Annotated in this window: 8 protein-coding genes; 2 read left to right on the top strand and 6 right to left on the bottom strand. The window is 75.3% G+C overall.

The features are described from left to right. The 5 genes from ABT118_RS02200 to ABT118_RS02180 form a co-directional block, all read right to left on the bottom strand. A complete protein-coding gene (locus tag ABT118_RS02200; protein ID WP_350644287.1) occupies positions 1 to 2,175 on the bottom strand; it encodes an ATP-binding cassette domain-containing protein in 2,175 nt (724 codons plus the stop codon). Beyond that, entirely contained in the window at positions 2,172 to 4,478 is a 2,307-nt protein-coding gene (locus ABT118_RS02195) for an ATP-binding cassette domain-containing protein (RefSeq protein WP_350644285.1), read from the bottom strand. The genes ABT118_RS02200 and ABT118_RS02195 overlap by 4 nt, the downstream gene beginning before the upstream one ends. Further along, the gene (locus ABT118_RS02190; RefSeq protein WP_350644284.1) at positions 4,475 to 5,293 is read right to left on the bottom strand and encodes a biotin/lipoyl attachment domain-containing protein; all 819 of its coding nucleotides are present in this window, start codon (positions 5,291 to 5,293) and stop codon (positions 4,475 to 4,477) included. The genes ABT118_RS02195 and ABT118_RS02190 overlap by 4 nt, the downstream gene beginning before the upstream one ends. Positions 5,294 to 5,346: 53 nt before the next feature. Continuing rightward, positions 5,347 to 6,612 (bottom strand): cytochrome P450, encoded by a 1,266-nt coding sequence (locus ABT118_RS02185; protein WP_350644283.1) that lies wholly within the window; start codon positions 6,610 to 6,612, stop codon positions 5,347 to 5,349. A 101-nt stretch (positions 6,613 to 6,713) separates the two neighbouring features. Beyond that, positions 6,714 to 6,881: a thiocillin family RiPP gene (locus tag ABT118_RS02180; RefSeq protein WP_350644282.1), complete on the bottom strand. Its 168-nt coding sequence runs from the start codon at positions 6,879 to 6,881 to the stop codon at positions 6,714 to 6,716. Positions 6,882 to 7,191: 310 nt separating this feature from the next. On the opposite strand from ABT118_RS02180, the gene ABT118_RS02175 reads away from it, so the two are divergent. Both ABT118_RS02175 and ABT118_RS02170 read left to right on the top strand, forming a co-directional pair. Then, positions 7,192 to 8,085, top strand: a complete 894-nt coding sequence (locus tag ABT118_RS02175; RefSeq protein WP_350644281.1) for an ABC transporter ATP-binding protein — start codon at positions 7,192 to 7,194, stop codon at positions 8,083 to 8,085. Next, on the top strand, positions 8,082 to 8,933 hold the full coding sequence (locus ABT118_RS02170; RefSeq protein WP_350644280.1) for an ABC transporter permease: 852 nt from the start codon (positions 8,082 to 8,084) through the stop codon (positions 8,931 to 8,933). Before ABT118_RS02175 ends, ABT118_RS02170 begins: the two co-directional genes overlap by 4 nt. 43 nt (positions 8,934 to 8,976) lie before the next feature. On the opposite strand, the gene ABT118_RS02165 is transcribed toward ABT118_RS02170, so the two are convergent. Next, a complete protein-coding gene (locus ABT118_RS02165; RefSeq protein ID WP_350644279.1) occupies positions 8,977 to 13,647 on the bottom strand; it encodes a DNA repair ATPase in 4,671 nt (1,556 codons plus the stop codon). Positions 13,648 to 13,657 lie beyond the last annotated feature (10 nt).

Here is a 13,657-nt window from a genome sequence, read left to right as displayed (position 1 = left end):
TCACATCTCCTGGAGTCGGGCGAGTCGGGTGAACAGCGGGTCGTGGCCGAGCAGTTCGTCGTAGGTGCCGGAGGCCGTCAGGCGGCCGCCGGAGAGCACGTGGATCCGGTCCGCGGTGCGGATGGTGCTGAGTCGGTGGGCGATCACCACGCGGGTGCGGTCGAGGCCGGCGACGGCCTCGGCGACCCGCAGCTGGGTCGCGTTGTCCAGGGCCGAGGTGGCCTCGTCCAGCAGCAGGACGGCGGGGCGGCGGACCAGGGCGCGGGCCAGCAGCAGGCGCTGCACCTGGCCCCCGGAGAAGCCCTGGGCGTCCTCCCCGACCCGGGTCCCGAGGCCGAGCGGGAGGCGCCTCAACTCATCGGCGATCCCGGCCAGTTCGGCGGCCTCCCAGATCCGGTCCTCGGTCACGTCGGGGTCGTTGCCGGCCAGGTTCTCCAGCAGCGAGCCGCGCAGCATCCGGCCGTGCTGGAGCACCACCCCGAGCCGGCGCCGGACCAGCCGGGCGTCCAGCCCCGCCAGGTCCTGTCCGTCGTAGCGGACCGCGCCGGACTCCGGCTGTTCGAAGCCGAGCAGCAGCCGGACCAGGGTGGACTTGCCCGCCCCGGACGGCCCGACCACGGCCACCAGCTCGCCGGGTGCGGCGTGCAGCGACACCCCGTCCAGTGCGGGCGCGGCCGTCCCGGGGTAGCGGAACGTCACCCGGTCGAGCGCGACCGCACCGTGCAACTCGCCGGGGTCGGCCAGCCGATGGGCTTCGGCGGCCGGCCGGGCCTCGGCCAGGATCGGCCGGATCCGGTCCAGCACCGGCGCGATGCCGTAGGCACTGGCTGCCGCGTGGGTGACCTGGCCGAGGGCCGCGGCGACCTGGCCGGCTGCCACCCCGGCCGCCATCAGATGGCCCGCCGGGGTCGAACCGTCGGCCGTCGCGGCCGCCAACAGCACGGCCAGCAGCAGCGGTTGGAGTCCGGCGGTGAGCGCGCCGGCGGCCGCGTCGGACCGCTGGGCGGCGGCGTCGGCCCGCTTCTGCGCCGCGAACGGCACCGCCCAGCGGGCGAAGGCCTGGATCTCCCGGCCGGCCGTCTGGACCTTGTCGATCCCGAGCAGCAGCCCGTACAGCACGCCGTTCAACTTCCCGTGCAGAGCGAACACTTCGCTCTCGTGACGCTGGCGGCGGCGACCGAGCTGAAGCAGCAGCCCGGTCACCGCCAGCACGGCGAGCAGCAGCAGCCCGCCGAGCCGGAGGTCCACCACCAGCAGGACCGTCAGTCCCGAGGTGGCGAACACCGCCCCCAGCACCGCGCTGACCAGGACTTCGGACAGCGCGGCCCTTGCCTGGGCGACCGCGTTGGCGCGATGCACCAGGTCGCCCGTGGTGTAGTCGCGGAAGAACCGGGCGTCGTGACCGAGCAGACGGTCCCAGACAGCCGGTTCCAACGCGCTCTGCACCCGCCCGGTGAGCCGGACGGCAGCGGTGTTCCGGACGATCACCAGCAACCAGGACGCCAGCACCGCCGAACCCACCAACAGCGCCAGCCAGCGCACCGGGTGCCGGTCGGCCGCCATCAGCTCCGGCAGCAGCACGCCGGTGCTCAGCGGCACCATCAACCCGAGCAGCGCCGCCCCGAGACCGGCCGCCGTCAGCCGGCCCAGGTCCCGCCGCGCGCCCGGCACCCGCAGCACGAACCGGCCCAGGTCGGCCGGACCGAGCTCACCCGCGGGCAGCGGCAGGTAGAGCAGCAGCGCTCCGGCCTGCAGTGCCACGGGGCCCCGCCCGGACGGGTCGGCCGGGTCGTACCGGCGGTGGCCGCCGGCCGGGCGCGGCACCAGCGCGACCGGTCGGCCGTCGTCCGCCGCGAACCCCACCATCGGCCCGGCCGTACCGGCCGGATCGCCGTGCCCGTCCGCCCCGGCCGGCAGGGTCACCGGCCGGTACCGCACCCCGGTCGACCGCAGCAGCGCGGTGATCGGGTCGCGGGCGCCGCGTACGGCCGCCGGGAGGTCCGTGCTGCCGTCGGGCAGCATCCCCAGCGCGCGCAGGACGGCCTGCGCCTGCCCGGCGGAGTCGGCGGCGACCGGCCCCCCGGCCGTCCTCCGTCCACCCCGGCCGGCGTGCAGCGTGCCGACGGCGGCGGCCAGCGCGGCGCGGTTGGCCTCGGCGGTGGCCGTGGCGGTCATGACTTCCCCTCCTTCTCGGTCTCGGTGATGTCGGTGGTCCCGGTGGTCCTGCTCTCGGCCAGCAGCGACCGGTACGGGCCCGGGACGGCGGCGAGTTCGGCGGGGGTGCCCTGCTGGACGATCCGGCCGCCCGCCAGCACCACCACCCGGTCGGCGGCCTGGATGGTGCTCAGCCGGTGGGCCAGCACCAGGCAGGTGGTGCCCCGGCGGCGCAGGTGCTCGTTGACGGCCGCCTCGGTGTGCGCGTCCAGTGCGGAGGTGGCCTCGTCGAGGACCAGCAGGGCCGGGTCGAGGGCGAGGGCGCGGGCCAGTTCGAGCCGCTGACGCTCGCCGCCGGAGAGGTTGCGGGCGTCCTCGTCGATCCGTCCGCCGTCCAACCCGCCGCGCCGGGCCACCAGTTCGGTGACCTCCGCGTCGTCCAGGGCGCGCCGCAGCGCGTCCTCGTCGGCGGCCGGGTTCCAGAGCGTCAGGTTCTCCCGGACGGTGCCCTCGAAGAGCCGCAACTGCTGCTCCACGTAAGCGACCTGACTCGTCACCACGCCACGGTGCCAGTCCTCGCGGGGCCGGCCGTCCAGCAGCACCTGGCCGGACCAGGGGCGCAGCACCCCGGCCGCGAGCCGGGCCACGGTCGACTTGCCGCTGCCGCTGCCGCCGATCACGGCCACCCACTCCCCCGGGCGGATGTGCAGCGAGATCCCGGTCAGCGCGGGCGGCCGGTTCGGGTCGTAGCCGAAGGCGACGTCGCGCAGCTCCAGTTCGCCGCTCAGCCGGGCAGCCGGGTCCGGGGCGTCCAGGACCGGGGCGAGGTAGGGGTCGGGTTCGGTGCCCTCGACATCCTCCAGCAGCGCGTTCTGCGCCCTGGCGATGGTGAACTCCGATCCAGCGGAGACCAGTTGGCCGACCGGCGAGAGGAATCCGTTCAGCAGCAGCAGGAAGGCGAGCAGCGTGCCGAGCGAGAGCGAACCGCCGAGCAGCATCGAGGTGCCGGCCACCACCACGGTGGCGGTGGCCGCCGAGTTGAGCGCACCGGGCAGCGAGAGCGGCACGATGACCGCCTCGGTGACCCGCTGGCCGGTCTCCATCGCCCGGGCCTGCCAGCCCGCCCAGGACCGGAAGAACGAGTCCTCCGCCCCCTCGGCCTTCAGCGTCTCGATCGCCGACACACCGGCGAACGCGACCCCGTCCCGCTTGTACTGCTCGGCGTGCAGCCGGTGCACCAGGCCGCCGCGCCGCCGGTCCGCGATCCGCAGCGCCAGCACGTCCAGCACCGCAACCACGACCGGCACCGCCACCAGCCGGGGCTCCAGCCAGGCCAGTGCGGCGAAGTGCACGGTCGCAGCCGCAGCGGAGGCGGAGGCGGAGGCGACCCGGTGCGAGAGCAGCATCGCCAGGCCGTCGTTCATCTGCACCCGGGTGACCAGGCCGCCCAGCTGGCGGCGGTGGAAGAACGACCCGGGCAGTCGCAGCAGCCGCCACAGGAAGCCGGCCGAGGCCCGGGCCGCCATCGCCTCCAGCACCCGGTTGACCAGGGTCTGTTGGAGCCAGGTGCCGAGCAGGACCGTCCCGGCCACCGCAGCGGCCGCGAGCGTCAGCGGCACCGCCCAGGCGGCCGTGCCGTCGAGCAGCACCGACCGCAGGTAGGCCCGCAGCAGGAACGCCGCCGCCACCCCCGGCACCGCCAGCAGGACCGCGAGCAGCACGGCCAGCAGCAGCGGCCCGGCGAACGGGCGCATCCGCGCGGTCAGCGCCCGCAACAGCGGGAAGCGGCGGCCGCCGGCCTCGAAGTCGGGGCCGGGTTCGAACCCGACCGCGATCCCGGAGAACGACTCCCAGAACTCGGCCGGGGTGGCCGAGTACGAACCCAGCGAGGGGTCGTTGACGTGCACCCGGCCGCGCTTGATTCCCTCGAAGACCGCGAAGTGCGGGCCGGTGACCAGCACCATCGACGGCACCTGCAGCTGCGCCAGTCCGAGCAGCCGCTCCTCGGTCCGCACCACCCGGCGCCCCTTGGCCAGCAGGCCGTACCGGCCGGCCGCCTTGGCGACCACGGCCGCACTGACGCCGTCCCGGCTCACCCCGCAGGCGCGGGAGGCCTCGTGCAGGGTCACCCGGCGGCCGAACGCGCCCAGCACCACCGCGAGGCAGGCCGCCCCGCAGTCCTGCTCCTCCATCTGCGGCACCACGGGCGTCCGCAGGTAGCGGCGGGCCCTGCGCCCGGGAGGCTTCGGCGCCGGCTCCGGCCGGACCGGCTGCTCCGCCCGGGCGGTCGGGGCGGCCGCCGTCTCGCGGACGTCGAGGCTCATCGCCCCTCCCCCGATCCGAACACGGCCTGGTACGGGTGCCTGGCCCCCAGGTCGACCGCGACCGTCAGCGGCACCGGACCCGGCAACCCGAGTTCACCGGTGGGAAGTTGGGCGTACGCGGTCCACACCGGGGCCGCTCCGGCGGGCAGGCCGGGCAGCGGCACGGTGAACGTCCCGTCCAGCGAGTCGGCCCGGACCGGCAGGGCGTCCGCCGCGGTGACGGTGACCCGGACCGTCCCCGCACCGGGTATCGGCACCAGCACCGTCCGGCCCGGGGCGAGCCGCCCGGCGTCCTGCAGCGAGGTGGCGAAGATCCGTACCGTCTGCGGCTGTTCGCGCGAATCGAGGGCGGCGACGGCCGCCCCGGGCGCGAGGGCGCCGCCGGGGGTGGCGAGCAGTGCGGTGACCGTGCCGGCGTACGGCGCCCGGACGGCGAGCTCTTCGCCCGCCTGGGTCCGGAGCAGTGCGATGACCTGACCCGGCGCCACCCGGGCGCCGGTGGTGATCCGGTAGTCGGACAGCACTCCGGCCCGGTCGGCCCGGACGGTCTCCGGGGCGGTGCCGTGGGCCAGGACGGCAGGGAGAGCGAGGGTGTGCGGCAGGGTGCCGAACACCGTCCAGCCGCCGCCCGCACCGACCACCAGCAGCAGCGCGGCGGCCGCGGCCCAGAGCCTGGCTCCGACCAGTCCGACCGGGCGGTCCAGCCCGGGTTCGAGGACGGCGGCCGCGCGGGCGGCGGCGACGGCGGTGGCCGCGCTCGGTGCCTCGCTCGGCTGCTCGGTGTCCGGGCCGTTCGGCCTGGTGGCGACAGTCACGGTCTCCCCGCTCTCCGGTGCCCGTTCGGGCGATTTCCTGGTGGCCGCGGTGGTCACGGCCGCCCTGCCCCGGCGAGGGCGGGCTGGTCCCGCAGCGAGCACCGCAGCGGCAGCTCGCGCATGCCGCCGAAGACGAACTGCGTGCTCCACGGCACGGTCGCCGCGGTCAGCGGGGTGCTCAACTCCCGGGTGCGGCCCGCCTCGGCGAGGCCGCGCAGCACGGCGGCGCCCGCCATCAGCGAGAGCGGTGCGCCCAGGCAGTGGTGCGGGCCGTGGCCGAAGGCGAGGTGCCGGGTCTCGGCCCGGTCCGGGTCGAAGGCGTCCGGGTCGGTGAAGCGGCGCGGGTCGCGGTTGGCCGCCGCGTACAGCAGCAGCGCGACCCGGCCGGCCGGGACCACCGTGTCGCCGAGGACGACGTCGTGGGTGAGGGCGCGCGCACTGGCGCGCACCGGGCTGCCGAGGCGTTGGGCCTCGTCGAAGACCGCTTCGGCCCGATCGGGCCGGTTCCGGATCAGTTCGGCGAGGTCGGGGGTGCGCAGGAGCTGCCAGACGGCCAGGGCCAGTCCGGAGGTCAGCGTCTCGAGCCCGTTGGCGAGCAGCATGACCACGAACGCGAGCAGGTCCTCGTCGTCCAGCCGGCCTTCGGCCCGCGCCACGGTCAGACGGCTGATCAGATCGTCGCCCGGATCGGCGGCCCGGGCGGCGCACAGCTCCTCGACGTAGCTGCGGAACGCTTCGAACTCGGCGTCCAGTTCGGCGATCCGGTCCGGATCGGCCCGGCCGCCCTGTCCGCCGAAGTCGTCCAGCAGCGAGCGGGCCATCAGGCCGGCCCAGCCGGTGACGCGCTCCTGTTCGGAGTCGGGGATGTCGAGGATGGCGCAGGAGACGGCGACCGGGAGCGGCACGGCGAGGTCGGCGACCACGTCGAACTGCCCCTGCTCCAGCAGCGGTTCGAGCAGCCGGACGGTGGTGCCCTCGATCCGGGAGCGCATCTGCTCCAGCCGGCGGGCGCTGAAGGCGGTGGTGGCGAGGCGCTTGAGCCGGGTGTGGTCGGCGCCGTCGCGCATCGGGAGCATCCGGTTCACGATCCGGGCCAGCGCGGTCGAACCCGCCCTGGGCAGACCGACGGTGGTCGGGTCGACGGCCGTCCCCGGGTGCATCAGGACGGTGACGATCTCCTGGTAGCCGGAGACGACGTGGACCCGGCCGAGGTCCAGCACCGGCGCCTCCGTCAGCAGGCGGCGGTAGAGCGCGGGCGGGTCCTGCTGGGTGGCGGGCTGCTGGATGAACCGCGTCAGCTCCTGCCGGAGGCTCTCCATGGCCCGGCTCCCTTTCTCTGCTGGAAGTTGGCCCGATGGGCCGATGAGGGTGCCGCGGTGACCCCGTCCGAGGGCGGGCTCACCGCGGCACAGGACCCGAATTACTGGACGGTGAGGTCCGTGGCGGCGTTGGAGACCGAGCTGAAGCTCGAGACCGGGCAGGCCGCGCAGGCCAGCGAGGAGACGCTGACGCCGGCGCCGTTGACGGTGTCCAGCTCCTCGATCTCGATGTCGAACTGGTCGTTCGAGGTGATCTCGTTGTCAGCCATGGTGGGCTCCCTTCGGGGTGTGGCGCCGGCCCCGGCGGGGCTGGTCACCATCGGCGCCTATTCGCTTTCCGGCCTTTTCTCCGGCTCGCTTTCGGCGATGAGGAAACTATGCACCGGGAATGCACGAGTGCGGCAGTACGGGATGTCAGGAAGTCCCCCCTGCAAAATGCCACATGCTCGGCCATGACATTTTGAACAGCCTCTGACCTGCACAGTCAAGGCTACTTGCCTTCTATGGGCGCGCAGGTTCACCCTGTATTCCATGACACTCATCAGTGGCCCGGGAATTCCCGGGGAACCAGCCGTAGAGGTGCGCGACCTGCAGCGCAACTACGGCGACTACGAAGCCGTCCGGGGCATTTCCTTCACGGTCGCGCGGGGAGAGCTGTTCGCCCTCCTCGGCACCAACGGCGCCGGGAAGACCACCACCCTGGAGGTGCTGGAGGGGTACCGGGCGCCGAGCTCGGGCACCGTCCGGGTGCTGGGGCTGGACCCGTACGCCCAGGGCCCCCTGCTCCGGCGGCGGACCGGCGTGATGCTCCAGGAGGGCGGCTTCTTCAAAGAGCTGACGGTCCGGGAGACGGTCGACGCCTGGCGGTCCTTCGTCTCCGGCGCGCAGCCGGCGGCGGAGGTGCTGGAGCGGGTCGGCCTCACCGAGCGGGGCGGCACCCGGGTGGCCCAGCTGTCCGGCGGCGAGCGGCGGCGGCTGGACCTGGCGCTGGCCGTGCTGAACACCCCGGAGCTGCTCTTCCTGGACGAGCCCACCACCGGCATGGACCCGGAGGCCCGGCAGGCCACCTGGCGGCTCGTCAGGGAGCTCCGCGCGGCCGGCACCACGGTGCTGCTGACCACCCACTACCTGGAGGAGGCCCAGCAGTTGGCCGACCGGGTGGCCATCATGGACCGCGGGCGCCTGGCCGCCGTCGGCACGGTGCAGCAGGTGCTCTCGGGTCACGCGACCCGGATCACCTTTCCGCTGCCCGCCGGCCTGTCCCCCGACCGACTGCCGTCCGTGCTGGGCGAGTTGCCGACCCTGACCGACGGAACGGTGCTCTACGCCGCGTCCCGGACCGCCCCCGCCCTGGCCGCGCTGCACACCTGGGCGGCGGAGCAGGGCGTCGAGCTGGACGGGATCGAGGCGCGCAACGCCTCCCTGGAGGACGTCTTCCTGCAGCTGGCCCACGACAAGGCGGAGACCCGATGAGCACCCCTGCCACCACCCTGGCCACCGCCCGGCGCGAACTGGCCTGGCCCGCCTACGCACGCGGCCAGTTCCTGCTCTCCTGGCGGGTGTTCTGGCGCAACCGGCGCTCGACCTTCATCGGCTTCCTGCTGCCGGTGCTGCTGAACCTGGTGGTCGCGGCGCCGCTGCGCGACCAGCAGATCGCCGGGGTGGGCGCGGCGGCCTACAGCACGGTCGGGTTCATCGGCTTCGCCCTGGTGACCTCGTTCATCAACCTGCTGAACGGCGTGGTGGCGCGGCGGGACGACCTGATCCTCAAGCGGCTGCGCGGTACGGAGGTCCCCGCCACGGCGATCTTCGCCGGGCAGTTCGGCGCGGCCGGGGCGGTGGTGCTGCTCCAGGTGCTGGTCCTGGGCGGGGTGGCGGTCACCTGGTTCGACGCACCGCTGCCCGCCGACCCGGTGCTGTTCCTGCTGGCGCTGACCGGTGGCTTCCTGCTCTTCGCCGTGCTGGCCGCGGCCCTGTCCGGCCTGACCCCGAGCGCGGAGGCCGCGCCGATGATCGCCACCCCGGTGCTGCTGCTGTGCATGTTCGGCAGCGGCGTGGTGGCTCCGCTCAGCTCGATGCCGCACTGGCTCCAGGGCCCGGCCCACGCCGTCCCGCTGGCCCCGGTGGTGGAGACCCTGCGGACGGCCTGGTTCGGCCGCGGCTTCGGTGCCGAGACCTGGGCCGGGGCGCCGCTCGCCCGGCTCGACCTGGTCCAGGGCTGGCAGCACGCCCTGCCCGCGCTGCTGGTCATCGCGGCCTGGACGGCCGGGGCCGCCGCCCTCGGCCGCCGCCTGTTCCGCTGGGAGCCCCGGCACGGGTGACCGGATGGCCGGACGACCGGACCCGTGGCCATGGCCGGGGCGCTCAGCCGGCGGCCGGGTAGCCCGCGCAGAGGACCTGCCAGCGTTCCGCCTCGGCCGCGGTGGCCCGGCCGCGCAGCCGGGCCAGCTTGAGCAGGTTGGCCTCGGCCGCGCTGCCGAGCGTCCTGGCCTCGGCGAGGTAGTGCTGGTCCACCAGCGCCTCCAGCTCCGCCTCGTTGAGCACCGGGTCGACCCGGGCGGCGAGTTGGGCCATGGTCCGGTAGGAGCCCTGGAGCAGGAACGGCGGCTCGGTCCTGGCCGCCTCCTGCTGGGCGGCGGAGGCGATGTACGCACGGTTGACGGCCAGCACGGTGCGCTGGACCCGGCGCAGCCCGGCCAGCGTGGCCAGCACCCGGTCCAGGTCCTCGACCGGCCGGGCGAGCCGGTCCGCCCGGGCGGCGGGGTCGCCGTCCGCCAGCGCGACCAGCAGCCGCAGCTCGGCCGGCTCGGCCCCGGCCAGCGGCGCGAGCACCGGGTTCGCGGCGAGCGCGTTCTCCAGGAACGAGAGCGCGAACAACTCCTCGCGCTCCGCCAGGACTTCGCCCAGGCTCCAGACGTCGGCCCGGTTGGCGAGCATGTCGGGGATGCGGAACCGCCGGCCGTTCGCGGTGTACGGGTTCCCGGACAGGCAGACCGCGAAGCGGCGCCCGCGCAGGTCGAAGCTGTGCGCCCGGCCCTCGCTGACCGCCTCGATCCGGCGCTGGGCGTCGCACAACGGAAGGAACTTCTCCAGCAGTTCGGCCGAGAGGTGCTGGATGTCGTCCAGGTGCAGCAGCACGTTGGCACCCGCCTCCAACGCGAAGACGATCTTCTCGACCTCGTGCCGGGCGGCCGCGTCCGGGGCCCGGTCCGGGTCCAGCGAGGTGGTCCCGGCGCCGAGGGCCGGTCCGTCGATCCGCACCATCAGCAGCCCGAGCCGGTCGGCGACGTACTCCAGCAGGGTGGTCTTGCCGTAGCCGGGCGGGGAGAGCAGCAGCAACAGCCCGCTCCGGTCGGCGGTGGTGCCGAGCGTGCCGAGCTGCTTGGCGAGGTTGTCGCCGATCAGCGGGAGGTAGACCTGGTCGATCAGCTGGTTGCGGACGAACCCGGCCAGCGGGCGGGGGCGGTGGTCCTCCAGCCGCAGCCGGGCCCGCTCGGCGGCCAGCGCGTCCGTCCGGTGGCGCTGGAAGGCGCGGAAGGCGGCCACCCTGGTCTCCCTGAACTGCTGTGCCTGATAGGGCAGTCGGTCGATCCGGACGGCCAACCGCCCGTCCCGGACCCGGGGGTGGGCGCCGAGCAGGCCCTCGACCGTCTCGGCGAGCGGCACGTCGAGCTCGTAGCGCGGCAGGGCCGGCGCGCAGAGCCGGGCCACCGCCTCGGCCACGGTCCCGCCGTCCACCGGGTCACCGGCCGCCCGCCCGGCGTAGGAGCCCAGCCAGGCGGTGGCCAGCTGGTGACAGGCCGGCAGGTCCCCGGCGAGCGCCCCGAGATCGGCGGTGAGCTGCGGAGCCGCCGCGATGCCCCCGAAGCCGTCCAGCAGGGCGCGCGCGGCGGCACTGCCCGCGAAGCCCTCCCGTACGTCGGCGAGCTCCTCGACCAGGTAGCCGCCCGCCCTAGCGACCTCCGGCAGACCCTGGGCGGACAGGAATCCCCTCACCTGGTCCGACAGTTCGTCCGCCAGCTCGGTCAGGGCCGCCGACGGGCCGAAGGCCTCCCGGGCCAGTACCAGCGAGCGGGCCCGCCGCTGCCACGATCCGCGCCGGGGCCCGTCCGCGCCGTGCGCCCAGAACAGCTGGGCGGCGACCCGCACCTCGGCCGGATGCGCCAACAGCCCGGCACCCGAACGGAGTCGGAGCAGCGCGCCTAGGATCAGCGCGGCGTCCTGGTCGTGCACCCCGCGCTCGTACCCCTCCTCGTACGCCAGCTCGGCCGCGCGGCGGACCTGGACCAGCGGCGGCTCCTCGGTGGCCGAGGCCAGCAGGCCGGTGGCCAGGTACTCGGCCCGGTAGAGCGCGGGCGACTCGCTCACCAGCGGCTGGGTCCAGAACTCCCGGCCCGCCAACAGCTCCGGCGCCTGTGCGGTCCGCCGGTAGGCCGTACCGGTGACCGCGAACACCAGCTGCTCGCCCTCCGGTTGCAGCGTCAGCTCGACCGGTTCGCGCCGCACCGCGAAGCGGTGCCGGCCGAGCCGGACGCTCGCACCGCCGTCGTCCGAGAGGTCGCCCCGGTCCCGCAGCGTCCGGACGGCCGCCCGGACGGCACCGGTCAGGCCGTCCGCCAGCTCCTGGGCGCCCGCCTGGTCGTCCAGCTCCCGCAGCTCGGCGGCGGCGGACCGGACCCGCAGCGCCATCGGGTCGGCGGCCGCGGCCGCGTGGATGTCCTGCTGACTGGGCAGCGCGGTGAGCCTGCGGCGGAGCGCTTCGAGGGCGCGCCGTCCGGAGGCCGCGCTCCGGCCCGCCCGGGCGGCGGCCTGGTCCAGCAGCGCCTGCCTGCGGACGCCGAAGACCTGCCCGAGCTCCTCCCTTCTGGCATCCAACTCGACCGCGAAATCCGCGACTTCGGCGAACCGGGCCGCCATGCCGTCCAGCCGCAGCAGCAGCCCGGACAGCCTGCCGTCGCAGTCGGCGGGCGTCTCGGCGGCGGTCAGTGCCGCCGTGGTCGCCTGGGCCAGCAGTGCCGACTCGGCGGCGTACGCGGCCCGCTGCTCCTGCTCCAGCAGGGCCCGGCGGCGGGTCTCCAGGATCGCCCGGGCCCGGTTGACCAGGGCCAGGACCTCGCCGATCGCGAGCAGCACGGCCGTCCCCGCCGCCGGGTCCGCGCCCACCGCGCCGGTCACCAGGTCGGTCACCACGGCCAGTGCGTCCGCCTGCCCGGACAGCCGCTCGGCGAGCTGCGCCGCCTCGGCCGTGGTCGCCGCGGCGGCGGCGGTCTCCGCCGCCGCCCGGGCGGCGGCCAGCGAGGCGGTGAAGGCGTCCGGCCCGGCGAACCAGGCGAAGGCGCGCTCCGTCGCCGCGGCCAACTCGGCGGCCAGCAGCGCCTCCACCGGCTCCAGCGCGGCCGGGTCGAGCCCGGGCAGTTCGGCCAGGGTCCGCAGACCGCCCTGGGCCCGGCGCAGCTCGGCGAGCAGGCCGGTCCAGGCGTCGGCGTCGGCGGGCGGCTCGCCCACCGAACGGCGGATCAGCGCGGCGGTCTCGGCCCCGGCCCGCTCCAGCGCCTCGGCCGCGCGCGTGGCCAGCGCGTCGACCCTGGCCTGCTCGGCGGCCAACTGCCCGGCAGCGGACCGCAGTTCGGTGAGCGGTTCGAGCAACCCGGTGTCGGCGAGCCAGTAGTGGCGGTCGGCGACCCTGGCGCAGCCGTCCAGCAGCAGTGCCGGTGCGATCGTCTCGGCCCCGGCCGTCCGGACCACGTCGAGGCAGTCCGCGATGCCGCGCACCAGGTCCGCGTTGCCGATCCGCTCCAGCAGCCCGTCCCCCACCGGCTGGGCGGCGGCGTACTCGGCGGAGAGGAACGGGGTGCGCCAGAGCTGGAGTTCATGGGTCCGGACCGGCTCGCGGTCCGGCCTGAGCAGGGCCAGCGAACCATCCGGCAGCAGGGCGCCGCCCGCGCCGTGCAGCACCGCACCGGCCTCCCGGCGGACGGTGTTCCACGGCAGCAGCAGCACCTCGGCCCGGCCGGGCCGGCGCAGGACGTAGAGCAGGTCCTCGCCGTTCGGCGCGGGGAGCACCGCGTCGAAGTGCAGCTGCTCCGGCTCCGCCCCGCTCCGGTCGCCGAGCCGGAAGGCCCGGTGGCTGCCGTCCGCCAGCTCGTAGCCGCCGGGGAAGATCAGGCCCTGCTCCGCCGGGAGCAGCCGGACCCCGTACCCGAGCGAGTCCTGCCGCCGGACCGACCAGGTCCGGGTGTTGACGACCAGACAGCGGTCGGCCGCCTCGTTGTACGGGCGGACCTTGAGCAGCAGCAGCGGCCCGGTCGAGGCGTACGCCACGGTGGCGTCGGCCAGGCTCTGCAGCGGGTCGTCCACCGGCTGCTCGAACAGGGTCCGGCCGTCGGGCACCGAGCGGACGGTCAGGCTGCCCTCGGTGGCGGCGACCGAGACCGTGCCCTCGCCGCCCTCGATCCTGATCCGGCCCTGCTCGTGCTGGTCCCGCCCGGCGGTCGTCCACGGCAGCTCGAACGCCGCCGGGCGGGGCAGATCCCGCTCCCCGTGGTTGTCCAGGTACTCGGCCCGCCCGTCCGCCAGCTGCCAGCGGAGCACCCGGAGGTCGCCCTCGTACGCACCGGTGCGGAACACGGCCAGCAACCGCCCGGCCGGAGTGCGGACCAGGTCGACCAGCCGGGACTCCCGGAAGTAGCGCAGCAGTTCGGCCAGGTCGCGGTGGAACCGGTCGTCGTCCAGCAGGCCTGGGACGGCGGCGGGCTCCAGCGGCGAACCGTCCGGGGCGTGCAGCGAGAGCAGCCCGGCGGCCAGGTCCGGCGCGGACGTCCCCAGCAGCAGCACGCCGGGGCGGACCGCGACCAGACCGCAGGCGGTGGCCTCCCCGGCCGTGCGCAGCCGGGCCGATCCCGTCAGCTCCAGGCCGCGGGCGCCGAAGACCTCCTGCCTGCGGCCGTTCAACTCGGCGATCCGCCGCCCCAGTTCGGCGGCCCGGTCGGCGAGCCGTGCCCGCAGGACCTGGTAGGTACCGTCCTCGACGCCCACTGCCGCTCCC

It is taken from the genome of Kitasatospora sp. NPDC002040 (genome assembly GCF_040296785.1).
Classification (GTDB): Bacteria; Actinomycetota; Actinomycetes; order Streptomycetales; family Streptomycetaceae; genus Kitasatospora.
The sequence above is the reverse complement of the archived record's forward strand: the minus strand, read 5'-3'. Positions and strand labels throughout refer to the sequence as shown.